The organism is Micromonospora trifolii (assembly GCF_050516465.1).
Lineage (GTDB): Bacteria > Actinomycetota > Actinomycetes > Mycobacteriales > Micromonosporaceae > Micromonospora > Micromonospora trifolii.
Genome location: NZ_CP191526.1, coordinates 725,436 through 749,185 on the forward strand (window position 1 = coordinate 725,436; position 23,750 = coordinate 749,185).

Genomic DNA, 23,750 nt, shown 5'->3' on the forward strand with positions numbered 1-23,750 from the left:
GGTTGGCTCCTCACGCCCGTGCACCGTCGTCGGTGCTCTCACACTGAGGTAGAAGCAGGCCCCGCCGTTCTCGACACCCCGGCCGAAGATTCTCCAGAATCTTTTCGGTCGACGGCGTCGACCTCCAGCACCAGGCTCTGCTCCGGGTGCAGGGCCGGCAGCTGCACACCCACCCGGGCCAGCGCCGCCCCGCTGAGGGTGAGACCACTCGCCAGCCAGGTGGGCGGGGACAGGTCGATGCTCGCCGGGGCCGGTACGCCAGACACCTGCCGTACCCGATACCGCCGGCCCGGGTCGAGGCCGGGCAGCCGCACCGCGCCGGGCACCTGCGCCACCGAGGTGGTCAGCCGGGCCACCGCGTACACCGCTCGGGTGTTGTCGTGATCGACCACGCCGTGCGCCCAGACGGCCGGGTCCGGGTGGTCGACCCGGACCACCCGACCGGCGTGCAGCAGCGGGCGCAGCCGCTTGTGCAGTGCCACCCAGGCGGCCAGTTCGGTCTGTTCGGCGGCGCTGATCGACGCGATGTCCCACTCGATGCCGTGGTGGCCGAAGAGCGCGGTCGCCGCCCGGAAACCCAGGTCGTGTACGCGGTTGGTGGTGTGCGAGCGTTCCGGACCGACGTGGGTGCCGATCAGCTCCGGTGGCAGCAGCAGCCCCGTCCAGCGTTGGATGCTGAGCCGCTCCAGGGCGTCGTTGCAGTCGCTGGCCCAGACCCGGTCGGTGCGCGCCAGGATGGCCAGGTCCACCCGGGCCCCGCCGGACGAGCAGCTCTCGATCTCCAAACCCGGGTGTCGATCGCGCAACTCGTCGAAGAGCCGGTAGACCGCCAGGGTCTGCCCGTGCACCCCGGGGCGGCCATGGTGCCCGGCCTCGGTGAGGTCCCGGTTCTGGTCCCACTTGAGGTACCGGATGCCGGGGTGGTCGGTGAGCAGTGTGTCGAGGCGTTCCAGCACATAGTCGTACGCCTCGGGGCGGCCCAGGTCGAGCACCTGCTGGTGACGCCAGGCCGGCGGCAGCCGCCCCGGCACGGCGAGCAACCAGTCGGGGTGCGCGCGGAACAGGTCCGAGTCGGGGTTGACCATCTCCGGCTCGACCCAGAGGCCGAACTGGAGGCCCTGGCCGGTGACGTGCTCGATCAGCGGTTGCAGGCCGTCCGGCCAGACGCCCTCGTCGACGTACCAGTCGCCGAGCCCGGCGGTGTCGTCGCGCCGGCCGCGGAACCAGCCGTCGTCGAGCACGAACCGCTCCACGCCGATCTGCGCGGCCCGGTCGGCGAGCGCCCGCAGCCGGTCCAGGTCGTGGTCGAAGTAGACCGCCTCCCAGACGTTGAGGGTGACCGGGCGGGGGGAGCGCGGGTGCTCGGGGCGAGCCCGGAGGTGGGTGTGCAGCACGTCGCTGAGCCCGTCCAGCCCGACGTCGGACCAGACCGCGTAGAGCAGGGGAGTCTCGTACGCCTCGCCGGGGCCGAGCCGGATCTCCCCGGGGGCCAGCAGCTCGCCGCCACCGAGGGTGGACTCGCCGGTGGGCCGACGCTCGGCGAACGTGACGTGGTCGCCGCTCCAGGCAGTGTGCACCGCCCAGACCTCGCCGTGGCCGAAGCCGAACCCGGTGGTGCCGGCCACCAGCAGCAGCGTGGCGTCGTGCCCGGTACGGCCGTGTCGGCCCTCGCGGACCCAGGTGCCGTGCTGCCACGGGTGCCGCTGCGGGGACCGTTCCCGACACCACCGGCCGGTCAGGTCGAGCAGTTCGGTGGCGACCGCCGGCACCGGCAGCACCGGCGTCAGCTCCCGCAGCTCGTACGCGCTGTCGCCGTCGTTGCGCAGCCGGTGCCGTACGGCCAGCAGGCCGTACGGGTCGAGCATGATCTCGATGGTCAGGGCCAGCCCGGTGGCCGGGTCCGACGCCCGGACGGTCACCCGCGCCGGTCCGTCGGCGGGCTGGTCGACGTCGAGACCGTCCAGCCGGAACGCGGTGGACCAGTCGGCCCCGTCGCGGTGGCCGGCCAGACCGGGCCGTCCACTCCAGCCGGCGCTCGCCTCCGGCAGCACTGACAGCACGGTCGGCTCGTCGAAGCTGCTCGGCACCACCGGCGGTACGGTCGCGTCGGTGAGCTGGCGCAGGCCGTCGTCGTCGAGGTCGCCGACGTCGCCGCCCCAGTGCACGACCCGGGGCAGCCCCGGGCCGCGCGCGTCGAGCACCAGGCTGGTCCGCGCGCGGCGCAGGTGCAGGATCGTCATCCTTTGGAGGCTCCCAAGGTCAGGCCCCGAACGAAGTGCCGCTGGAGCATAAAGAAGATCACCAGGGTGGGGATCGCGACGAGCACGCTGCCCGCCGAGACCAGGTTGTTGTCGGTGAAGAACTCACCGCGCAGGTTGTTGAGCGAGCTGGTCACCGGGAACTTGTCGCCGGTACGCATGAGGACGGTGGCCCAGAAGAACTCGTTGTAGATCCAGGTCACCTCCAGCGTCGCCAGCGCGGCCAGGGCCGGCCGGCACAGCGGCATGGTGACCTGCCAGTACTGTCGCCAGATGCTCGCCCCGTCGACCATCGCCGCCTCGTACAGGTCACGGGGCAGCGCCTTCATGTAGTTGCTGAGCACGAAGACACAGAAACCGCACTGGAAGGCCACGTTGATCAGGATCAGCCCCCAGTAGCTGTCGTAGAGCAGCTCCGAGTCGCTCATGAACTCCGGCAGCGGCACCGCGGTGAAGAGCCGGAACAGCGGGATGAGCAGCGCCTGCTGGGGCAGCAGGTTGGCCGCGGTGAAGATCCCGAGCAGGACGAGGTTGAGCTTCCAACTGAACCGGGCGATGACGAACGCCACGCAGGAGGCGAGGAAGAGCGTCAGCAGCACCGCCGGCACGGTGATGTACACCGAGTTGAGGAAGTGCTGCCCGAACTCCGCCGTCCGCCAGGCGGTGACGTAGTTGTCGAAGGTCCAGCCGCCGAAGGAGACGTAGCCGTTCGCGGCGGTGTAGTCGTACGAGCGCAGCGAGGTCAGCACCGCCCAGGCGATCGGGAAGAGCCAGGCCAGCGAGACGACGATGAGGAAGCCGTGCAGCAGGATCCGTAACGGGGTCAGCTTGCGGCGGCGGGGTGGCGCGTCGGGCCCGTCCTCGGTACGCCGGGTGATGGTCGTGCTGCTCATTCCCGGTTCTCCCTCATCACGGTCGCCAGGTAGATGGTGATGAAGACCAGCGAGACGACCAGCATGATCGTCGCGAGCGCCGAGCCGAAGCCGATCCGGCTCGCCTCACCCACCACGTTCTGGGTGACCAGCGCGGAGATCAGCTCCAGCCCGTTGCGGCCCTTGTTGACCACCCAGACCAGGTCGAACGCGCGCAGCGACTCGATCACGGTCACCACCAGCACGATGATGTTGATGGGCCGCATGACCGGGAACACGACCCGGAAGAACGCGCGGCTCTCCGAGGCGCCGTCGACCGCCGCCGCCTCGCGCAGCGATGGGTCGACGCCCTTCAGACCGGCCAGGTAGAGCAGCATGATGTACCCGACGTGCCGCCACCCGGAGGCGACCATGACCGCCCAGATGTTGACGCTGGAGTCGCCGTACCAGTCGATGCTGCTGCCGAAGACGGCGTTGATCAGGCCCTGGTCCCGGGAGTAGAGCAGCTGCCAGACGAAGCCGATGAGCGCCAGCGAGAGCACCACCGGCAGGTAGAGCGCGGTCTGGTAGAAGCGGCTGCCGCGCAGTTCCTTGTCCAACAGCACGGCCAGGAACATGCCGAACGGGGTGGCCACCACGAAGAGCGCCGCGAGCCAGAGCAGGTTGTGCTGGACCGCCGGCACGAACGGCGGGTAGATGTTCACCACGTCGCTGTAGTTGCGCGCGCCGACGAACTCGATCTCGTTGAGAGGGCCGATGCCGTCCCAGTTGGTGCCGGAGAGCAGCACGGTGGCCGCCGCCGGCAACCAGACGAACCCGGTGACGAGCAGCAGTGGGACGAGCACCATCAGCGTGATGACCACGCGGTCGGTGCGGGACAGGAGCCGTAGCCGCCGGCGACGACCACCAGTGGAGGTGGTCGCGGCCGGCGGCGGCACGGCGCGATCCGCTTGGATCAGGGGCAGGTCGGACACGATGTCCTCCCCCTTCCGCCGTCAGTCAGTGAAGATCGACTTTTTCTGGTTCTCGATGGACGAGGTGAGCCCGCCGATGTCCTTGGGGTCCTTGATGAACTGCTGGAGCGCCGGGATGATCACCGTCGAGGCGAAGTCCGGCCGGGTGTCCCGGTCGAGGAACTGGGCGATCTCGGTGGCCGACCCGACCAGCTCGGCCGCCTTCTTCTGAAGCGCGGTGTAGCCGCTGACGTCCGCGCTGGTGTTGGCGACCAGGGTGGCCGGGTCGTTCTTGATCGTGATGTTCGCAGCGTCCTTGCCACCGAAGTACTCCAGCAGCTTGCGCGCGTTGTCCTCGCTCTTGGGCTTGCGGGCCATCATGTAGCCGTCGATCGGGGCGTCCAGCGCCTTGGCGCCGATGGCCGGGTCGATCTCGGGGAAGGTGAAGAAGTCGAGGTCGCTCTGCTCCTCGTTGCTGAACTGCTGACCGACGAAGAGGCCGAGCAGGTACATGCCGCTCTTCTTCTGCTGCAACGACTGCGCGGCCTCCTGCCAGGTGCGGCCGAGGCTGTCCGGCTGGTGCAGGGGGAGCAGGCCGGCCCAGGTGTCGAAGACCTTCTTGACCTTGTCGGAGGTCCAGGCCTCCTTGCCGGCCATCAGGTCGATGTGGAACTGGTAGCCGTTGATGCGCAGGTTGAGGATGTCGAAGGTGCCCATCGCCGGCCAGCCGTCCTTGTCGGCGAAGGCGATGGGGGTGAGGCCGTCCCTCTTCATCTGTGCGCCGAGCGCGGTGAGCTGGTCCAGGGTGGTGGGCACCTGGTAGCCGTGCTGCTGCCACACCGACTTGCGGTAGAAGACCGCCCACGGGTAGTAGGACGCCGGCACGAAGTACTGTTTGCCGTCGTCGCCGGTGGATGCCTTCCTGAAGGCGTCGGAGTAGCCGGAGAGCTTGCCCCACACGTCGCTGATGTCGCTGGCCAGGCCCTTCTGCGCGAAGAAGCGCATCCGGTAACCGGCGAACCAGGTGAACACGTCGTCGGGCTTGCCCTGTAGGTAATTGTTGATGTTCTCCTGGAACGTGTTGTGGTCGACCGTATTGACCGCGACCTGCACCCCGGACGAGGTCTTGAAGCCGTCGGTGACCTTGACCAGGACGTCCTTCGGCTTCGGGTCGGACTGGTTCGAGCCGAGCGACACGTCCTTGCTGGACCCGCCGGAGCCGGAGTCGTCGCCGCAGCCGGCGAGCAGGCCGGTGCCGAGTAGCGCGCCCGTGCCGGCCGCGCCGGCCAGCAACGACCGTCGGTTGATGCCGGCGACTGAGGGCGGTACGAGCCGAGCCAGGTACTCGGCTTGGGATTGGGGACGGGACATCTGTGCCTCCTGCGGATGAGAAGGAGCTACGCCCAAGGGCCTCAGGGGTGGTGAAGGCAGGTCCAGCGCCGTGATCACACATTGAGATCCACCGAGAATCCACATTGGCGAACACGAACGGCCATTGGGGCCTCAAGCTACTCTGCGGTCGGGCGCTGTCAAGAGGGCAGTTCGCCTCTGATAACCCAGTCGTGACACGGCCGTTATCTGGTAAACGTTGGAAAGAAGCTCAATGTTGGAACCTGTTGACTTTCGTGGACCAGCGGGTGCACCCTCAGCTGTCATGCGGCGATGGCAGGGTGACAGCATCTATTTCGGCGGCGACTACAACCCCGAGCAGTGGCCCGAGGAAACCTGGTCCGAGGACGTCGAGCTGATGCGCCAGGCCGGGGTCAACCTGGTCTCCGTCGGCATCTTCTCCTGGGCGTTGCTGGAGCCCACCCAGGGTCGGTTCGAGTTCGGCTGGCTGGATCGGGTGCTGGATCTGCTGCACGACGGCGGCATCCAGGTCGACCTGGCCACCGCCACGGCCAGCCCACCGCCGTGGTTGGCCCGCGCTCACCCGGAGACGCTGCCCCGCCGGGCCGACGGCGCGATCCTCTGGCCGGGGGGACGGCAGGCGTACTGCCCCAGCTCACCGGTGTTCCGCGAGCGGTCGCTGGAGTTGGTACGCGCGGTCGCCGGCCGGTACGCCGAGCACCCCGCCGTGGTCATGTGGCACATCTCCAACGAACTGGGCTGCCACAACGTGCACTGCTACTGCGACGTCAGCGCCGAGGCGTTCCGCGGTTGGCTGCGCGAGCGCTACGGCGACCTGGACCGGCTCAACGACGCCTGGGGCACCGCGTTCTGGAGCCAGCGCTACGGCGACTGGGCCGAGATCAACCCGCCGCGCGCCGCGCTGACCTTCGCCAACCCGACGCAGCAGCTGGACTTCCTGCGGTTCTCCTCCGACGAGCAACGCGCCCAACTGCGCGCCGAGCGCGAGGTGTTGCAGACGTTGGTCCGGCAGCCGATCACCACCAACTTCATGATCGGCTTCGGGATCAAGCACATGGACTACCACTCCTGGGCGTCCGACGTGGACCTCGTCTCCAACGACCACTACCTGACCGCCGCCGACCCGCAGGCGCACCTCGGGCTGGCACTCGCCGCCGACCACACCCGGGGCGTCGCCGGTGGCGACCCGTGGTTGCTGATGGAGCACTCCACCAGCGCGGTCAACTGGCAGCCACGCAACGTGGCCAAGCTGCCCGGGCAGATGCGCCGCAACAGCCTCGCGCACGTCGCCCGCGGTGCCGACGGGGTGCTCTTCTTCCAGTGGCGTGCCTCCCGGGCCGGCGCGGAGAAGTTCCACTCCGCGCTGGTGCCGCACGCCGGGCCGGACACCAAGGTGTTCCGCGAGGTCTGCCAGCTCGGCGCGGACCTCAAGGCGCTGGCCGAGATACGCGGCAGCCGGGTGGACGCCGACGTGGCGATCCTGTTCGACTGGGAGGCATGGTGGGGTGTCGAGTTGGATTCGCGCCCCAGCGTCGACGTCACCTACGCCGACCGGCTGAACGCCCTGTACGGCTCGCTGTGGCGGGCCGGCGTGACCGCCGACATCGTCCACCCGTCGACCGACCTCAGCGGCTACCGGCTGGTCCTGGTGCCGACCCTCTACCTGGTCCGGGACGCCGACGTCGACGCGCTGCACCGGTACGTCGCGGCCGGTGGCACGGCGGCGGTCACCTACTTCAGCGGCATCGTCGACGCCGACGACCACATCCGGCTGGGCGGCTACCCGGGCGCGTTCCGGGAGTTGCTCGGCGTGCGGACCGAGGAGTTCTTCCCGCTGCGCGAGGGCGAGCAGGTCCACCTCGACGACGGCGGCACCGCCGACGTGTGGACCGAGTGGGTGCACCCCGACGGCGCCGAGGTGCTCGCGTCGTACACCGATGGGCCCTTGCCCGGCGTGCCGGCGCTGACCCGACACCGGGTGGGCGACGGCGCCGCCTGGTATGTCGGCACCCGGCTGGACGAGCCGGCAACCGATCGACTGGTGGCCCGGCTGCTCGCCGAGGCCGGCGTCCGCCCGGCGGTGTCGGCGCCGTCCGGGGTGGAGGTGGTCCGCCGCCGCGACGGCGACCGGACCTGGCTGTTCGCGATCAACCACACCGACACCGAGGTACGCCTGCCGGCGCACGGCGTCGAGCTGTTGACCGGAGGACACTGCGTCGGTGAGCTGGCACTGCCGGCCGGTGAGGTGGCGGTCGTCCGTGAGGATCGGACCTGATTCCGACGACAGTCACAGCGCGAAGGAGGTTCCCCCCATGCTCGCCCAGCAGCGGCAGACCGCCATCCTCGATCTGATCCGCCAACGCGGCGGGGTACGGGTGAGTCACCTGGTCAGTCGGTTCGGCGTGTCCGACATGACGATCCGGCGTGACCTGGAGGTGTTGGCCGAGCGCGGCCTGGTGGACAAGGTGCACGGCGGCGCGACCCTCGCCGGGCCGGGCTCGGCCGAGGAACCCGGCTTCGCCGCGAAGTCGATCCGCCAGCAGGCGGAGAAGCGGGCCATCGCCGAGCGGGCCGCGACGATGGTGGAGCCGGGAATGGCCATCGCGCTCTCCGCCGGCACCACCACCGCCGCGCTGGCCACGCTCCTCTCCGACGTACGCGGGCTGACCGTGGTGACCAACTCGATCCCGGTGGCCGACGCGCTCTACCAGAACCCGCGCGCCGACCAGACCGTCGTGTTGACCGGTGGCATCCGCACCCCGTCGGACGCGTTGACCGGGCCGGTGGCCGAGGCGGCGATCAGCGCGCTCAACGTCGACCTGCTCTTCCTCGGCGTGCACGGCCTCAGCCCACGGACCGGGTTCACCACGCCCAACCTGCTGGAGGCCGGCGTCAACCGCTGCCTCATCGGCGCGGCCCGCCGGTTGGTGGTGCTCGCCGACCACACCAAGTGGGAGACGATCGGCATCGCCACCATCGCCCCACTGGAGGCCGCCGACGTGCTGATCACCGACCGTGGGCTGCCGACCGAGGCGCGCACCTTGATTGGCGAACAGGTCGGCGAACTGGTGATCGTGGAGCCCGACTGACGGCCTGACGCCCTCAGCTCGGCCTCCCGGCTCGCCGCCTCTTGGCGACGTACGGCAGGGCGAACAGGTACAACCCGGTGAACAGGAGCAGGGCAAGGGGAAGCAGGGGCACGTAGGACACCCAGACGACGGGGTCCTCCTGTGCCAACGCGACGAAGGTGACGATGACGGTCACCGTGAAGGCGATGGCCAGCCACCGGTGGATCTGCCGAACCCATGCGTTCGCACTCAAGGCAACCTCCTGGGATGACGAGCATCTTTCGTTCCCGGCGATCTGCCGGTCGGGATGTCGACGGCGGTCACGCTAGCTGCGGCTCGATGACCAGGGCTTCTCGATTCCTGACCGATCCGCCGCTCTTGTCGTGCTGCCGGATTAAGGTCCGAGCGGCGGCGACCCTCGTCTACCCGGCAGGCGGCTGGATGGCCTTCGTCAACGGGGTGAAGGACGGCGATTTCGCCCCCTGATGCGTGATCGACTCGGGTTCACGGAAGTCGGGGTGTCCTGGTCGTGGTGATGCCCCGCTTTCCAGGAACCCGAGTTGATCAAGCGCGCGGCGCGCCATCGTGGCGCTTCACAGCCACCTCACAGGGGTGCTGGATAGGGTGCCGTTCGAGTCAACGTCCGACTCCAGCCTGGAGCGGTCGGCGTCGCACAGGAGTTCCGATGGTCTTCAAGAAGATGTTGAGCGCGTTCGGTGTGGGCGGTCCCAGCGTGGACACCGTGCTGACCAACCCCAACACCCGGCCCGGCCTGACCCTCGACGGGCAGGTCAACCTCGTCGGCGGCGACGCTGAGGCAGCCATCGAGCAGGTGGTGATCGGCCTGGTCACCCGGGTCGAGGTCGAGGGACACGATACCGAGTACGCGGGCACGATGGAGTTCCACCGCATGGCGGTCAGCGGTCCGCTCAAGCTCGCCCCGAAGCAGCAGCTCTCGATCCCGTTCCAGCTGCCGGTGCCGTGGGAGACCCCGATCACCGACGTGTACGGCCAGCGCCTGCACGGCATGACGATGGGTCTGCGCACCGAGCTGGCGATCGCCCGGGCGGTCGACAAGAGCGACCTGGACCAGGTGGCGGTGCACCCGCTGCCGGTGCACGAGCGGATCCTGGAGGCGTTCCAGCGGCTCGGCTTCCGGTTCAAGCACGCCGACCTGGAGCGTGGTCACATCCGGGGCGTGCAGCAGACGCTGCCGTTCTACCAGGAGATCGAGTTCTTCGCCTCCCCGCAGTACGCGAGCACCATCCGGGAGGTCGAGCTGACACTCGTGACCAGCCAGCGCGGTGTGGAGGTCATCCTGGAGTGCGACAAGCGCGGCGGGTTCCTCAGTGCCGGGCACGACGCGTTCGGTCGCTTCCAGGTGTCGCACGCCGACGTCGACCGGGTGGACTGGGCGCAGGTCGTCGACGGTTGGCTGCGCGAGACCACGTCCCGCTACGGCAGCCTGCGCTCCCAGTACGGCGCGAGCCACGGTCGCGGCCGTGGGCACGGCGGCATGGGCGGCATGGTGGCCGGGGCGGCGCTCGGCGTCGCCGGCGGCATGGTCGCCGGCGAGATGATCGAGGATGCGTTCGAGGGTGACTTCGGCGGAGACTTCGGCGGCGACGAGTAGTCCTGCACAGACGACGGTGGCCTCCGGGAGGTTCTCCCGGAGGCCACCGTGCACTGTGAACCGGTCAGTGCCGGGCCTTGCGCTCCTCGCTGCTGCGCCAGTTGCTGCCGGCCTTCGAGAGGCCACGGCTACCGAGGTAGCCCAGCGTCAGCAGGGTGATCAGGAACCAGGCGTTGTCGGCCCGGAAGATGTCCACCCCTGCGGAGTTCTTACCGACGACCTGCGACGCGCCCAGTACGGCGGCCACCGCGATCAGGTAGATCCAGAACTCGGTGGTCTTGAACGCCTGCTTGGTCTCCGTACCGGGTGCCTGCATGTCGTTGCGACGCCCATCGTGCATGACCGGCATCTGCTGGGTTTGCATGTCCCGCATCTGAGCGGGATTCTGCGGGTCGTTCATGGGCCGGTTCATCGGCCGGGTGGAAGCAGCCTGCGTGCTCATCTGGTCCTCCTCAGGATGCGATGAGTCGTACCTGCATTCCCTCGCCCCGCTACCGCGTTTCGGCCACGGCACGGTTCGCTTTCGTGGCGGGGACAACCCCCGACTACCCGAGGCCCCGGAGCAGGTAACACCGATCGCCGGCCGGAAAAATCCGGCCGGCGATCGGGTGGTCGACGGGTCAGCGCAGGCCGTTGCGGATCGCCACGCTCACCAGAAGGCCCGGGTCGTCGGTGATGATGCCGTCGACGCCGAGGTCGATGACCCGCTGCATCACCGTTGCGTCATCGACGGTGTACGGGATCACCTTCAGGTCGTAGCGCGTTTGCAGGGTCTGAACGTCCGGTCCGTGGAAGTATGCCGGGTTCTCCCGCAGGTACCAGTCGGTCGAGGCGACAGTGCCCTGCTTCGGGTCGTGCACCTGCCAGTTGGCCGAGACCGTGCCAGCGCCCGCGGCCCGGGTCAGCTTGCCGAGGTCCTGGTACTTCCACCAGTCCAGTCCGCCGGTCCACGGGCTCTTCACCGACGGGTTGCCGTAGACCGCCTCCAGCGAGCACTCGTCGGCGAGGGTCGCGCACTCGGCCGGACCGTACTGCCAGACCAGGCCGACAGTGCCGATCCGCCGGTCGAGCTGCCGGGCGTACGTGATGGTGCGCCAGTCGAAGGACTGGATGGTGGCCCGGCTGGTGAAGCCGGCTCGCTGGATCGCGTCGACGAGCTTGCGGGTGAAGCTGCGGTACGGCTCGGTGTCGTTCACCACCGGGCTGATCTTCGTCTCGATGTTCATTCCGATGTCGGTGCGGCCACTCGCCTTCACCAGGGCGAATACCTCGTCCAGGGTCGGGATCCGGGCACCGGGCGCGGGCACCTGGGCGGGCAGCTCGGGCAGCGTCTTCGTGCCGCAGTCCACGGTCTTGAGCTGCGCCAGGGTCAACTCGTGCACCGGCTTCCCCACGTACGGGAACTTCCGGTCGCCCGGGCGCACCGGGGCGGTGTCGACGCAGTGGGACCCGTTGACGGTGCGATCGTGCAGCACCACGAGCTTGCCGTCGGCGGTCACGTTGGTGTCCAGTTCCAGGGTGGAGATGGCCCGGTTGGACAGCGCGTTCGCGAACGCCGGCAGGGTGTTCTCCGGCCGGGTGGCCCGACCGCCCCGGTGTGCCTGGATGTCGAACGGCGCGGTGTACGCCTTCGGCAGTTGGTAACCGCGCTGCGCCAGCAGGCCCCGCAACCGGTCCGGGTAGTCGGTGATGAGGCCGTCCACCCCGTCGTCGATGAGCTTGGTCATGGTCGGCACGTCGTCGACCGTCCACGGGATCACCTTGATCCCGTAGCGGTGCGCCTGGGCGACCATCTCCTTCGTGACGTACGGCTTGTAGCCCGGGTCGGTGACCGTGCCGTTCTGCGGGGACCCGTGCACCGGCGAGAAGGCGCTGGCGCCGAAGCTGCGGATCGCCTTGATCGGGTCGCCGCCGAAGTCATCGATGTCCAGCCCGCCCAGCCACGGTGAGGCACCCGGCTGACCGGTCTGGAGGAAGTCGTAGTTGGTCAGGGCGACCAGCGGCAGCTTCGGCTCGACCTGACGCATGCGCATCAGCGCGCCCCAGTCGAAGCTCTGGATGGTGACCTGCTTGAGCAGCCCGGCGGCGCGGATCTCGCCCGCGGTGACCCGGACGAACTGCTCACGAGGGGCGGTCTCGGTCGGCGCGCCGGCCTCGACCTTGGTCTCGACGTTGAGCTTCACGTCCTTCGCCCGGTAGCGGTTGACCAGCGCGAAGACCTCACGCAGCAGCGGCATCCGGGCACCGGGGACGGCGAGCTGGCCGGGCTTGTCCGACAGCGTCTTGGAGCCGCAGTCCAGCGAGCGCACCTGGGCCAGGCTGAGCGTGTTGATGTACTTCCCGACGTACGGGAACTCCGGGTCGCCGGGCGTCACCGGGGTGGTGTCGACGCACTTGGTGCCGGTCACCTTGCGGTCGTGGGTGACGACGGCCTGGCCGTCCTCGGTGATCTGCACGTCCAGTTCGAGGGTGCTCACCCCGAGCTGGAGGGCGTTGCCGAAGGAGGCGAGGGTGTTCTCCACCCGCAGGCCGAGGCCACCCCGGTGGGCCTGCACGTCGAATGTCCGGTCCGGTCGTGGCTTCGCCTGGGCGGGCACCGCGAGCCCGGTCGTCACCGTCGCGGCCACCAGGGCCGCGACGGCGGTACGGCGTACTGTGCGCACGCTGTCATCCCCTCCTGCCGGCGGGCATCTCCCACCGGTCGCGGGACAGCATGGACATCTCGGGCTGCGGGCAGGCGGCCAGCGGGCGGCGTGACGGTGAACCGCCGTGGACGACCTCCCGGTCACGCCGGGTTTGGTCGGCCGGTGGCCGGGCACGCAGTCAGTTCCACAGCTTCTGCGAGGTGATGGACGTGCGTGAGGACGACATGCGGCAGGATGCCGCCCGCGAGGCCGAGGATCGGATCGCCGGCGGCGTGTACGGCAAGGGCGCCCTCGACGAGGTGACTGTGCCCCGCACCGATGTGGAGAGTCAGATCCAGCGGGATGACCCGTTCGATCCGGCGAAGGAACGGATCGACCCTCAGGTGCTGCGCGACGGTGGCCCCGTCGGCGGGCAGGGTGCGGTGACCACCACCGGTGGCACCGCCGGGCCGGCGAGCGTACGCCGGGTGGCCCGACAGCCGGAGCGACACCCGGGCAAGGTCGCGCCGACCACCACCGGCGATGCCACCACCGGCGGCCTGAGCACCCCGATGGGCGGTGGCACCAGCGACCAGTCCACCTCCGCAACGGGCCCGGCGAAGTCCATCAGGGACAAATCCAACGACTAACCCCACCCACCCACCCACCCACCCGCCCCCTGGCGGCGTGATCATGAGGTTGACGTGGCTGTCAGAGATCACAGGCCACGTCAACCTCATGATCGACTCATCGGGTGGGGGTAAGGGTGGGGGTGGAGGTGGGGCGGAGGACGCCTAGGCGTTGGGTGGCGCGGGTCAGGGCTACGTAGAGGTCGCTGCGTCCGCGGGGGGACTCGGCCACCATCCGGTCCGGGTCGACCACCAGCACCGAGTCGAACTCCAACCCCTTGGCCTGCGCGACGGTCAACACCACCACCCGGCTCTCCAGCTCCGGATGCTCGCCGACGGCGGCCTCGGGCAGGGCGGCGGTCACCGCCGCGCCCAACTCGCCCACCCGGCCGGCCGGCACGAGCACCCCGAGCCGGCCCTCGGTCAGCCCGGCCGCCTCCCGGGTGGCCTCGGCGACCAACTCCGCCGCCAACCGCCCGTCGGGCACCGTCCGGTCCCACGGGGGTACGCCGCTCTCTCGCACCGAGCGCGGCGGCTGCAGCGCCGGGTCGATCTCGGCCAGTACGTCGGCGGCGACCGCCATGATCTCGGCGGGGGTGCGGTAGCTGACCGTCAGCTCGGTGAGCCGCCACCGCTGCTCGACGTACGGGGCGAGGGCGTCGGCCCAGGAGGGCGTGCCGCTGAGCGCGCCGGTCTGCGCCACATCCCCGACGATCGTCATCGACCGGCTCGGGCAGCGGCGCATCAGCAGTCGCCAGGCCATTGGCGAAAGCTCCTGCGCCTCGTCCACGATGACGTGGCCGAACGCCCAGGTGCGGTCGGCGGCGGCCCGCTGCGCGGTGGTCAGCCGGTCGGCCTCCTCCTGCCGCTCCAGCAGCCGATCCGCGTCGATCAGGTCGGTCACGCCGAGGATTTCACCGCCCTCGGCCTCGTCCTCGACGTCGATCGAGCGGGAACCGCGGGCGATCTCCAGCACGCCCTCGGCGTACTCCCGTTCCATCATGCGGATGCGGTCCCGCCGGGCGGCGGCGGCGCGTTCGTCCTCGCCGAGCAGTTCGGCGGCCTCGTCCAGCAGCGGGACGTCGGCCGGCGTCCAGCCACCGGGCTCGCGGCGCAGCAGCGCCCGCTCGTCCTCGCTGAGCATCGGCGCGGCGGCGATGATCCGGTCCGGGTCGGCGTACAGGTCGGCGAGCAGCCGCTGCGGGGTGAGCACCGGCCACAGCCGGTCGAGGGCGGCCTGGATCTCCGTCTCCTCGCGCAGCTCGCGGCGGATCTCGGCCCGGTCCGCCTCGTCGAGGAGGTTGTCCCCGCCGAGCGGGTCGGCGCCGATGCGTTCGGCCACCTGGTCGGCGAGCGCGTGCACGATCTCCACGTCGAACAACGCGCGGGCCAGGTTGTGCGGTCGGTCGACGCGGCGGACCCGGTCCCGGGCAGCCCGCACGATCTCCGGGTCGAGGGTCAGCGTCTCCCGCTCGACCTCGATCTCCAGCGGCTCGTCCGGCACCCACTGCCGGTCCCGTACGGCCAGCGCCAACACCTCGGCCAGCACCGCTCGGCCCTTCAACGCCGCGGTCTCGGCCGGCTCGGTCCGTTGGGCGCTCACCCCGGGAAAGAGATCACCCTGGGTACGCAGCAGCACGCCGGTCTCAGCCAGCGTCGGCAGCACCTGGGAGATGTAGCGCAGGAAGGTCGCGTTCGGGCCGACCAGCAGCACGCCACGGCTGGAGAGTTCCCGGCGGTGCGTGTAGAGCAGGTACGCCGCCCGGTGCAGCGCGACAGCGGTCTTGCCGGTGCCGGGGCCGCCCTGGACCACCATCACGCCCGGAAGCTCCGCGCGGATGATCTCGTCCTGTTCGGCCTGGATGGTCTCGACGATGTCGCGCATCCGGCCGGTACGGCCCGCGTTGAGCGCGGCGAGCAGCGACGCCTCACCGGTCAGCTCCTCGTGGGCGCCGGGGGAGGCGGTGTCGATGTCGAGCACCTCGTCGTTGAGCCCGGTCACCTTGCGCTGCCGGGTACGCAGGTGCCGGCGACGGCGTACGCCCTGCGGGTTGGCGGCGGTGGCGAGGTAGAACGGGCGGGCGGCGGGTGCCCGCCAGTCCATCAGCAGCGGGTCGTAGTCGCCACTGGTGTCGAAGATGCCGATCCGGCCGATGTAGCGGCGGGAGTCGTCGTGGCCGTCGAGCCGGCCGAAGCAGAGCCCGTTCTCCACGGCGGAGAACTGTTCGACCTGATCGGCGTACATCGCTACCGAGCTGTCGCGCTGCGAGCGGTCCTGGAGGGTGCCGCCGGTGTTGTGCAGCTCGGCGGTGAGCCGGTGGGTGGCCTGCTCACGCAGCTGGTCCAGCCGGTTGTAGAGCATCGAGACGTACTCCTGCTCGCGACCGATCTCGTCGTCGAGCGGCAATTCGCCGGAACCGCCGGAGTGCCTTGACAAGCCGTCTCCCTAAAGATTAGAATCCTTTGCAGGAACGGCTTTTAGCCGTTCTTTTTTGTGCCTTCGAACTGTTGAAGATAGCGCGTTCCGCCGGTTCTCACCAAGCCAGGCGGTCCGGCGCGCCGGTGATCGCGAGGTGGCGGCGGATGATCCTGCGGACCGGGCAACGGGTGGTCTTCATCGGGGACAGCATCACCGATTGTGGTCGACGCGACGTCGCCGCGCCCTACGGCAGCGGATATGTGAGCCTCGTGCGCGCCCTGGTCGGCGCGCGGCACCCCGAGTTGGAGCTGGAGTGGGTCAACCGGGGTGTGGGCGGCGACACGGTGCGGGACCTGGCCGCCCGCTGGGACGACGACGCCATCGCCGAGCGCCCCGACTGGCTCGCGGTGCTGATCGGCATCAACGACATCTGGCGGCACTACGGTGACCGGCCGGATGAGGCCGTCGGCATCGAGGAGTACGAGCGCACCCTGCGTGACCTGCTCCGTCGGGCGGTCGCCGCCACCGGCTGCCGACTGATCCTCGGTGACCCGTTCTTCATCGAGGCTGACCGGAGCGTCCCGCAACGCGCCGACACCGACCGGTACGCGGCGGTCATGGCAGGGCTGGCCACTGAGTTCGACGCGGTGCACGTGCCCAACCAGGCGGCCTTCGACCGGGTGTTGGCGGTGAGTCCGGCGACGCGTTGGGCCGATGACCGGGTCCACCCGTACCTGCCCGGCCACGCGGTCCTCGCCGACGCGTACCTCAGCGCTCTCGGCGTCTCCTGACCTCGGCCTGACCCACAGCGAAGCGCCGGGCCGACCGTCAGGTCGACCCGGCGCGAACACCGTGGAGATCAGCCGCGCGCGGCCTGGTAGAGCCGCTCCGGCGTCACCGCTCCGGCGAGCACCCGGCCGTCGTCGGTGAGTAGCACGCTGAACAGTTTGCTGGTGAGGAGCCGACCGCTGCCCCAGTCACCACTGACCGCCGGCAGCCCGCCGAGCAGCTTCGACATGTCCATGTCCGGTCCGGCGCCGGCCGGGGGAGCTGCCGGCTTCGTGGCGGGCTTCCGGCCGGCATCGGCCCCGTCGAGGCGGCCGACCAGCACTGTCGTCCAGCCGTCGCCCACCGCGCGGACCTGCGGGTCACCCGCCGGCTCGACGTGACCGGGCTTGCCCGTCGGGCGCTCGGCCTTCTCCTCGTTGACCGTCACGCCGGGCGGCGGGTTGAAGCGGAACTGGTCGGCGTCCGGGCGGCGGTAGTCGACCTGGGTGAAGGCCACCTCGAACGCAGGCCGGTCGCTGCCCTTCGCGAGCACCTCGAAGCGCAGCGGCACGTGCTGCTTGGCGTCGATGGCGATCCGCAGTTGGTGCACCAGGGAGTCCTGGTCGCGCGGCTGGAGCACCAACTCGTACGCGTCCCGGCCGGCGACGGTGGCCGACCGGCCGACGCTGACCTCAGTGCTCGGGTCGATCGCGCCCAACGCCAGGTCGGCGGCCTGCTGCGGGGTGGCCGGCAGGCTCGCTGCCGAATCGGGGGCGGGCTTCCAGGCCCCGGCGTCGCCGCCCAGCGTGCGGTGGGTGGCGGTGTTGCTGCGGCTCTGCCACGTCCACAGGTCCCGGCCGTTGCGGATGATGTCCTGCTCGCCCAGGGTGTCCACCAGCGCGACCCGCTGCTGGTCCGGCCCGGAATACCAGACCCGCAGGGTGTGGGTGCCGGTCAGCAGGGTGGTCAGCTCGTTGCCGGGAACCAGCCCGACGAGGGGCGGCAGGCCGAGGTCGGCGCGTTGCACCAGGGTCCCGGACAACCCCTCCAGCCGGGATGTCTGCAGGTCGACCAGGAGCTGAGCGGCGGTTCGGGGCGGCAGGCTCGGCTCTGCCTCGGCGGCGAACGTGCCGATCGCCGCGCCGCCGCCGATGACGGCGACGGCCGCGGTGGCCGGGACCAGCCAACGTAGGACGGGACGGCTTCTCAGAACGGACATGGTGGCACCTCCTGCGGCCATCTTGCCTCGTCCGTGCTGTGAACGTGCTGAGGACACCGAACCGCGCCGATTGACCCGGGTGGCACCCTTGAGCTGTGCGGGTGCTGGTGGTGGAGGACGAGGCCCGGTTGGCGGCTGCCCTGCAACGCGGTCTCCAGGCGGAGGGGTTCGCGGTGGACGTGGCGGCAACCGGCCCGGCGGGCCTGGACGCGGCCCGGCACGGCGGGTACGACGCGATGATCCTCGACGTGATGCTGCCCGGCCTCTCCGGGTACGAGCTGGTCCGGCGGCTGCGCGCGGAGCAGCACTGGTTGCCGGTGCTGATGCTCTCCGCCAAGGACGGCGAGTACGACCAGGCCGACGGCCTCGACTGCGGCGCCGACGACTACCTGACCAAACCCTTCTCGTACGTGGTGCTGCTGGCCCGGCTGCGGGCGCTGCTGCGTCGGGGCGCGCCGGAGCGCCCGACCGTGCTGGCGGTCGGTGACCTGCGGCTGGACCCGGCCCGCCGGCGGGTGACCCGGGCGGACGCCGAGGTGGCGCTGACCGCGCGGGAGTTCGCGCTGCTGGACTACCTGATGCGCCGGCCGGGCCAGGTCATCTCCAAGATCGAGTTGTTGGACCACGTCTGGGACGCGAGCCTGGAGACCGCGCCGAACGCCGTCGAGGTGTACGTCGGCTACCTGCGCCGCAAGCTCGGCCGGGATCGGCTGGAGACGGTCCGGGGCGCCGGCTACCGGCTGGCGACGTGACCGCCGACGGCCCGGCACCCACCCGTCGGGCCAGGCCCGGGCGAATGCCGGTCCTGGGGCTGCGCGGGCGGCTCATGGCGATCGGTGTGGTCGGTCTCACCATCGGGCTGGCCCTGGGCGGGGTGGTGCTGCTCGGCGCGCTCGGCTTCGTGCTCCAGCGCACTGTCGACACCGAGGCGTTCCGCACCGCTGACGCGGTCGCCCTGCTCGCCGCCGAGGACGCGCTGCCCGACCCGCTGCCGGTGGCCGGCGGGCAGGTCCGCGTGCAGGTCGTCGACGGGCAGGGACGGATCCGGGCGGCTTCGATCGACGCCGACCGCCTGGTGCCGATGGTCCGCCCGGAGCGACTGAGCCGCGACGGTCGGCAGCGGCTTGAGGTGCCGGCCGAGCGGGTCGGGCTCGTCGGCCCGGTCCGGGTGGTCGCCGTACCCGCCGGCACTGCGGCCGACCCCCTCACCGTGCTGGTCGCCCGCTCGATGGCCGACGTGCGGCACAGCACCCATGTGGTCCGGACCATCCTGCTGGTGGCGTTCCCGCTGCTGGTGGCCGTGCTGGCCGGGGTGGCGTGGCGGGTGGTGGGCGCGACCCTGCGGCCGGTCGAGGCGCTACGTCGAGGCGCCGAGGAGATCACTGGCAGGGCCGGCGCCGGCCGGCTGCCGGTGCCGGCGTCGGCCGACGAGATCCACCGCCTGGCGGTCACCCTCAACGGCATGCTGGGCCGGCTGGAGTCCGCCCGCGTCCGGCAGCGGGCCTTCGTCTCCGACGCCGCGCACGAGCTGCGCAGCCCGTTGACCAACATCCGGACGGAGCTGGAGGTGGCCCAGCGCCTCGCCGACCGCACGGACTGGACGGCGGTGACCGCCAACCTCCTCGCCGACACCGACCGATTGAGCCGCCTGGTCGACGATCTCCTGCTGTTGGCCCGCCTGGACGAGACCCCGGCGGCCCGGGGGACCGGCCCGGTTGAGCTCAGCGCGTTGCTGACCGAGGTCGCCGCCCGCTACCCGTCGCCGCCGGTGCGGGTGACGCCGCCGACGGGCCCGCTCTGGACGATCGGCACCGTCGAGGAGTTGCGTCGCGTGCTGGCCAACCTGGTCGACAACGCGGTACGGCACGCGCACGGCAGTGTCGTGCTCTCGGCGGAGGCGACGTCGACGGCGGGCTCGACGGTCGGGCCCGGCGTCGGGGCGTACCACCTGGTGACGGTGACCGACGACGGCCCGGGGATCGCGATGGCGGATCGGGAGCGGGTCTTCGACCGGTTCACCCGGCTGGATGACGGACGGGCCCGCGACGACGGGGGCGCCGGCCTGGGGCTGGCCATCGTCCGGGAGTTGGTCCGACGCGCGGGCGGCAGCATCACCTTGACCGACGCGCCGGCGCAGCGAGGACTGCGGGTGTGCCTGTTGCTGCCAGCGTTGCCGGCCGAGGACGGCCAGAGGTAGCGGTCGCTGACGGGGCGTGGCTGTCGGGTAGTGGCTGGCCGGTCAGCGGCGGCGGGTGCAGACCTGCTTGGAACGGGCCACGGTGTCGGTGGACCAGGCGACGGCGACGGTGAAGCAGAAGTCGTTGGTGCGGTTGAGCGCGTAGATGACGAAGCTGGTGGTGCCGGCGGGCAGCGTCGCGAAGATGTTGTGGGCCTGGCCGGTGCGGCCGCCCGCGATGACCACCGGGCCCTCGCCGCCAGCCGGGTAGGTCCAGTTCAGCGCGATGCTGTCCCGGGTGTCGCGCAGGGTCACCGCGCTGGGTGGGGTCCCGGGCGGCGCCGCGGCGGCAGCCGACGTGGGTGCCGTGCCGCCCGGGGCGGGCGCGGTGCTGGCCGGCGCGCCGGCGGTGGGGGAGGCGCTGGCCGGTGGCGGGGTCGGCTCGTCGTCGCCGTCGACCCGGGCCACCCCGGCGATCACCGCTGCCGCGCCGAGGAGCACCACGACCACGCCGGCCACCAGCACCGGCACCAGCCGGTTGCGCTGCTCCGGCGGCGCGCGGTGCACGGGCACCGGCAGCAGCCGCGACGGCGTGTACGGCTCGACCTGCGCGTACGGGTCCGGGCGGGCGTACGGGTCCGGCCGCGCGTACGGGTCGGACGAAGTGTGCGCATCCGGCCGGGCGTACGGGTCGGACGGTTGGCGCGGGTCGGGCGACGCGTACGGGTCGGCGGGTCGGTGCAGCCGGTACACCCCGGGCTGCTCCTCCGTGCCACCGGCCAGCCCGACCACCGACGGGGGCACCGGAGGGTCGGTGGGGTGGGGTGAGGGCTCGTCGACCGCTTCGGTCGACCATCTGCTGCCCGTCGATCCGACCGCTTCGTCGGAGGGCAGCCGGGGGTTCGGCACCGCCCCGGCGTGGGGGGTAGCGGCTGCCGGCGGGTGGTAGCCGGATTCGGCCGGCCCGTCGCCGTGCGGTGGGACGCGGGCGGCCGGCACGACGGGCGTATCGCGAGCCGTGGGTGGGTTGTCCGCGCAGGCGTGGTCGGGATTGGCCGCCGCCCGGGCCAGGGCCGCCACCTGGGTGGTCAGCGGGTCGTCGGCGGGCAGGTGCTGCCGGCACAGCTCACGGGCGAGCGCCAGGTTGTCGTGTGCCTCGGCGAACTGCCCGCAGTCGCGCTGCATCGCCCCGAGCCGCGCCAGCATCTTGATGCCGCTGGGGTGCCCGTCGCCGTACACCTCGCGGTGCAGCTCCCAGGCGTCCTGGAGGCGGTCGCGGGCCACCGTGCACTGGCCGCGCGCGTACTCGACGGTGGCAAGGTCGGCGTGCGCGGCGAGCACCCGCAGCGACTCCGGGCCGTCCTGCGCGGTCAGCTCGATGATGACTTCCTGGTAGAGCCGCGCCGCCCGAGAGTGGCTGCCGACCCGGTGCAGCACCGCGGCCAGGGTCGCCGCCGCAGCCACCGTGCGCGGGTCGGCGCGGCCGTGCAGGCGGGTGGTGGCCGCGTACGCGAAGGCGGCCCACCCTCGGGCCGAGTGCGGCTCACCGAGGGCGATCAGGACCCGCGCCTGGAGGCTGGCCGCCTCGGCCAGCTCGGGGGTGGCGTTGGCCGGGTGGGGGTCGGCGTCGGTGAGCGCGTCGGACAGCAGTTGCTGTGCGCCGGCCAGATCGCCGGAGGACACGAGGTGGTGCGCCTGATCAGTCAGTTCACCGAAGCCGGAAGACACGCCCCATCGTGCTCATCCGACGACGGTAAGTACAAGACCCGCGCCGGTGTCGATTGGTCAGGATCCGGTCAGGTGCTCGGCCAGGGTCTCACTGATCCGGCGTAGCTGGTCGACCTGGGCGGGGCTCAACGCGTCGAACAGGTGTCGGCGTACCCCCTCGACGTGGCCGGGTGCGGCGGCCGCGAGGGTGGCGAAACCCTCGTCGGTGAGCAGCGCGATCTGCCCGCGCCGGTCGGTGGGGCAGTCCTCGCGGCGCACCCAGCCGGCGGCCTCCAGCCGGGCCACGGCGTGCGAGAGCCGGCTGCGCGACGACCCCGCGGCCTGGGCCAACTGGCTCATCCGCAGTTGACGACCGGGGGCCTCGGAGAGCTGGACCAGGATTTCGTAGTACGCGTGCGGCATGCCCGCTTCGCGTTGCAGCTCGCGGTCGAGAGTGTCCATCAGCACCCGGGAGGCGGTGAGGTACGCGCGCCACGTGCGCTGCTCGTCGGGGTCCAACCAGCGGGTCATGACCGCCATCATACTCCCGATGGTTGAATGTTCAACTAAACCGCGTTAGCCTCGGGTCATGGGTATCCACCGGCTCAACCACGCGGTCCTCTACGTCAGTGACCTCGCCCGCAGCGTCGCGTTCTACAGCGACGTGCTGGGCTTCCGCCCGGTGGCGATGACCCCGGACGGCTTCCGGGGCGCCACCTTCCTCCAGGCCCCCGACTCCACCAACGACCACGACCTCGGCCTCTTCGAGGTCGGCGCGGGCGCCGGTCGGTCGACAGCAGGTCGGTCCACCGTCGGCCTCTACCACCTCGCCTGGGAGGTGGACACGCTCGACGAGTTGGCCGCCACCGCCGAGCGGCTCGTCGCGGCGGGCGCGCTGGTCGGCACCTCCGACCACGGCACGACCAAGAGCCTCTACGGCAAGGACCCGGACGGCCTGGAGTTCGAGGTGGTCTGGCTCATCCCGGCCGACCTGCTCGACGACACCGCGCTGGCCGCCCGCAAGCAGATCGGTCGGCTCGACCTGGACGCCGAGCGGCAGCGTTACGGCGGGCAGACCCGGGGCGGGGTGGGGATCTCCGTCCCGGCCTGACCGCCCGTACGGTAGAACGGACCGATGCCGACCGACCGGACCACTGATTTCCTCCGCGAGCTGCTGGTCCGCCAGTTGACGACCTGGCTGCCCGCGGCCCTGCACCGCTCTCGGCGGGCCACCATAGCCCTCGCTGGCGCCGACGCGGGCAGCGCGGAGGCCGCGCTGCGCCTGGTCGCCACGCACGGCGACCAGGTCCGCGGCCGGCAGGTGACGGTGCTGGTGCTGGCCGACGCCGCCGCCGACCTGCCGGCCCGACTCGGCCCGATCGAGGCGGAGCTGCCCGCCGAGGTCACGGTGCACCTGCTGCCCGGCGAGCCGTACCGGCTGCCGGTCGCGGTGAAGGCCGCCGGGGCGGCCGGCGCGCCGCTGTTCTCCTTCGTGGACCTGCCCGGCGCGGTGACGCCGAAGCTGCTCAGCGCCGCGACCAACGGCCGGACCGGAGAGCTGCTGCTGCACACCGGCGACAGTGCCCGAGACGTGCTCGTCTCCGCCGGCTTCCCCCTGGTCGCCGAGGTGGCACCGGTGCTCTCCGGCGGTGAGGACGCCGGGGTGGTCGCGTTCGGCAGCCGCTCCGACCGGAGCCTGGAGGCGGTCCGTGACGCGCTCTGGGCGGTCGGCGCGGACCTCGACGTGCGCTACCGCGACCCGCTCGACCCGACCGGCACGACGGTCGACGTGGTCGGCGATCCCGACCTCGAACCGCTGGCCCACGAGTTGCTGGCCGAGTTGCGAGCGGGTGGGCCACGGCCGGTGACCGAGCTGCGTCGGCACACCCTCACCGCGACCGTCTATCGGGCCGCCGACGCCAACCAGGCGCTCGTCGACCTTATCGAGGCCGGCACCGTGCGACGCGATCGCGATTCCGGGCGGCTGGCCGGCGACGAGATCATCACCCTGGCCCGCTGAGCGCCCCACCCCGCAGACGCCGAGCGGGGTGCC

Annotated in this window: 21 protein-coding genes; 10 read left to right on the forward strand and 11 right to left on the reverse strand. The window is 71.1% G+C overall.

All coding sequences use genetic code 11. From position 1 onward, the window contains the following. Positions 1-38: 38 nt before the first annotated feature. From ACQRWP_RS03330 to ACQRWP_RS03345, 4 genes are read right to left on the reverse strand one after another with little or no spacing between them, the layout of a single operon-like run. Complete coding sequence (locus tag ACQRWP_RS03330) at positions 39-2,240, reverse strand: alpha-galactosidase (RefSeq protein WP_430500734.1); 2,202 nt, start codon at positions 2,238-2,240, stop codon at positions 39-41. Continuing rightward, entirely contained in the window at positions 2,237-3,151 is a 915-nt protein-coding gene (locus tag ACQRWP_RS03335) for a carbohydrate ABC transporter permease (RefSeq protein WP_430500735.1), read from the reverse strand. Before ACQRWP_RS03335 ends, ACQRWP_RS03330 begins: the two co-directional genes overlap by 4 nt. After that, a complete protein-coding gene (locus ACQRWP_RS03340) occupies positions 3,148-4,104 on the reverse strand; it encodes a carbohydrate ABC transporter permease (RefSeq protein ID WP_238678805.1) in 957 nt (318 codons plus the stop codon). The genes ACQRWP_RS03335 and ACQRWP_RS03340 overlap by 4 nt, the downstream gene beginning before the upstream one ends. Positions 4,105-4,125: 21 nt before the next feature. Beyond that, positions 4,126-5,454, reverse strand: coding sequence for an ABC transporter substrate-binding protein (locus ACQRWP_RS03345; RefSeq protein ID WP_430500736.1), 1,329 nt, complete (start codon positions 5,452-5,454; stop codon positions 4,126-4,128). Positions 5,455-5,737: 283 nt separating this feature from the next. Here ACQRWP_RS03345 and ACQRWP_RS03350 point away from each other — a divergent pair, with 283 nt between their 5' ends. Beyond that, positions 5,738-7,729, forward strand: a complete 1,992-nt coding sequence (locus ACQRWP_RS03350) for a beta-galactosidase (protein ID WP_430500737.1) — start codon at positions 5,738-5,740, stop codon at positions 7,727-7,729. A 37-nt stretch (positions 7,730-7,766) separates the two neighbouring features. Beyond that, the gene (locus ACQRWP_RS03355; protein ID WP_430500738.1) at positions 7,767-8,543 is read left to right on the forward strand and encodes a DeoR/GlpR family DNA-binding transcription regulator; all 777 of its coding nucleotides are present in this window, start codon (positions 7,767-7,769) and stop codon (positions 8,541-8,543) included. Between the two features lie 13 nt (positions 8,544-8,556). Here the strand turns inward: ACQRWP_RS03355 and ACQRWP_RS03360 are convergent, their stop codons facing one another. Further along, complete coding sequence (locus ACQRWP_RS03360; protein WP_430500739.1) at positions 8,557-8,775, reverse strand: hypothetical protein; 219 nt, start codon at positions 8,773-8,775, stop codon at positions 8,557-8,559. A gap of 14 nt (positions 8,776-8,789) precedes the next feature. Between ACQRWP_RS03360 and ACQRWP_RS03365 the strand changes: the two genes are divergently transcribed. Beyond that, positions 8,790-9,008 (forward strand): hypothetical protein, encoded by a 219-nt coding sequence (locus ACQRWP_RS03365; RefSeq protein ID WP_430500740.1) that lies wholly within the window; start codon positions 8,790-8,792, stop codon positions 9,006-9,008. Positions 9,009-9,207: 199 nt separating this feature from the next. Then, the gene (locus ACQRWP_RS03370) at positions 9,208-10,155 is read left to right on the forward strand and encodes a sporulation protein (RefSeq protein ID WP_430500741.1); all 948 of its coding nucleotides are present in this window, start codon (positions 9,208-9,210) and stop codon (positions 10,153-10,155) included. 64 nt (positions 10,156-10,219) lie between these two features. Here the strand turns inward: ACQRWP_RS03370 and ACQRWP_RS03375 are convergent, their stop codons facing one another. Continuing rightward, a complete protein-coding gene (locus ACQRWP_RS03375; protein WP_354944799.1) occupies positions 10,220-10,597 on the reverse strand; it encodes a hypothetical protein in 378 nt (125 codons plus the stop codon). Between the two features lie 178 nt (positions 10,598-10,775). Next, entirely contained in the window at positions 10,776-12,818 is a 2,043-nt protein-coding gene (locus ACQRWP_RS03380) for a glycerophosphodiester phosphodiesterase family protein (RefSeq protein ID WP_430500742.1), read from the reverse strand. Between the two features lie 191 nt (positions 12,819-13,009). Between ACQRWP_RS03380 and ACQRWP_RS03385 the strand changes: the two genes are divergently transcribed. After that, entirely contained in the window at positions 13,010-13,429 is a 420-nt protein-coding gene (locus ACQRWP_RS03385; protein ID WP_091402116.1) for a hypothetical protein, read from the forward strand. 97 nt (positions 13,430-13,526) lie between these two features. Here the strand turns inward: ACQRWP_RS03385 and ACQRWP_RS03390 are convergent, their stop codons facing one another. Further along, entirely contained in the window at positions 13,527-15,845 is a 2,319-nt protein-coding gene (locus ACQRWP_RS03390; RefSeq protein WP_430500743.1) for a HelD family protein, read from the reverse strand. A gap of 146 nt (positions 15,846-15,991) precedes the next feature. Here ACQRWP_RS03390 and ACQRWP_RS03395 point away from each other — a divergent pair, with 146 nt between their 5' ends. After that, the gene (locus ACQRWP_RS03395) at positions 15,992-16,618 is read left to right on the forward strand and encodes an SGNH/GDSL hydrolase family protein (protein WP_430500744.1); all 627 of its coding nucleotides are present in this window, start codon (positions 15,992-15,994) and stop codon (positions 16,616-16,618) included. A gap of 68 nt (positions 16,619-16,686) precedes the next feature. On the opposite strand, the gene ACQRWP_RS03400 is transcribed toward ACQRWP_RS03395, so the two are convergent. Further along, the gene (locus ACQRWP_RS03400) at positions 16,687-17,814 is read right to left on the reverse strand and encodes a LolA family protein (RefSeq protein WP_430500745.1); all 1,128 of its coding nucleotides are present in this window, start codon (positions 17,812-17,814) and stop codon (positions 16,687-16,689) included. Positions 17,815-17,909: 95 nt separating this feature from the next. On the opposite strand from ACQRWP_RS03400, the gene ACQRWP_RS03405 reads away from it, so the two are divergent. Together ACQRWP_RS03405 and ACQRWP_RS03410 are read left to right on the forward strand one after the other, a co-directional pair. Next, on the forward strand, positions 17,910-18,566 hold the full coding sequence (locus tag ACQRWP_RS03405) for a response regulator transcription factor (protein ID WP_124816037.1): 657 nt from the start codon (positions 17,910-17,912) through the stop codon (positions 18,564-18,566). A 74-nt stretch (positions 18,567-18,640) separates the two neighbouring features. After that, positions 18,641-20,011, forward strand: coding sequence for an ATP-binding protein (locus ACQRWP_RS03410; protein WP_430503399.1), 1,371 nt, complete (start codon positions 18,641-18,643; stop codon positions 20,009-20,011). Positions 20,012-20,053: 42 nt separating this feature from the next. Here the strand turns inward: ACQRWP_RS03410 and ACQRWP_RS03415 are convergent, their stop codons facing one another. Further along, the gene (locus ACQRWP_RS03415; protein WP_430500746.1) at positions 20,054-21,718 is read right to left on the reverse strand and encodes a tetratricopeptide repeat protein; all 1,665 of its coding nucleotides are present in this window, start codon (positions 21,716-21,718) and stop codon (positions 20,054-20,056) included. 57 nt (positions 21,719-21,775) lie between these two features. After that, complete coding sequence (locus ACQRWP_RS03420; RefSeq protein WP_430503400.1) at positions 21,776-22,237, reverse strand: MarR family winged helix-turn-helix transcriptional regulator; 462 nt, start codon at positions 22,235-22,237, stop codon at positions 21,776-21,778. Positions 22,238-22,286: 49 nt separating this feature from the next. On the opposite strand from ACQRWP_RS03420, the gene ACQRWP_RS03425 reads away from it, so the two are divergent. Continuing rightward, positions 22,287-22,808 carry a VOC family protein gene (locus ACQRWP_RS03425; RefSeq protein ID WP_196921829.1) on the forward strand — a complete coding sequence of 174 codons (522 nt, stop codon included), beginning with the start codon at positions 22,287-22,289 and terminating at the stop codon, positions 22,806-22,808. 24 nt (positions 22,809-22,832) lie between these two features. Next, entirely contained in the window at positions 22,833-23,717 is an 885-nt protein-coding gene (locus tag ACQRWP_RS03430; protein ID WP_430500747.1) for a hypothetical protein, read from the forward strand. The last annotated feature ends 33 nt before the right edge of the window (positions 23,718-23,750 follow it).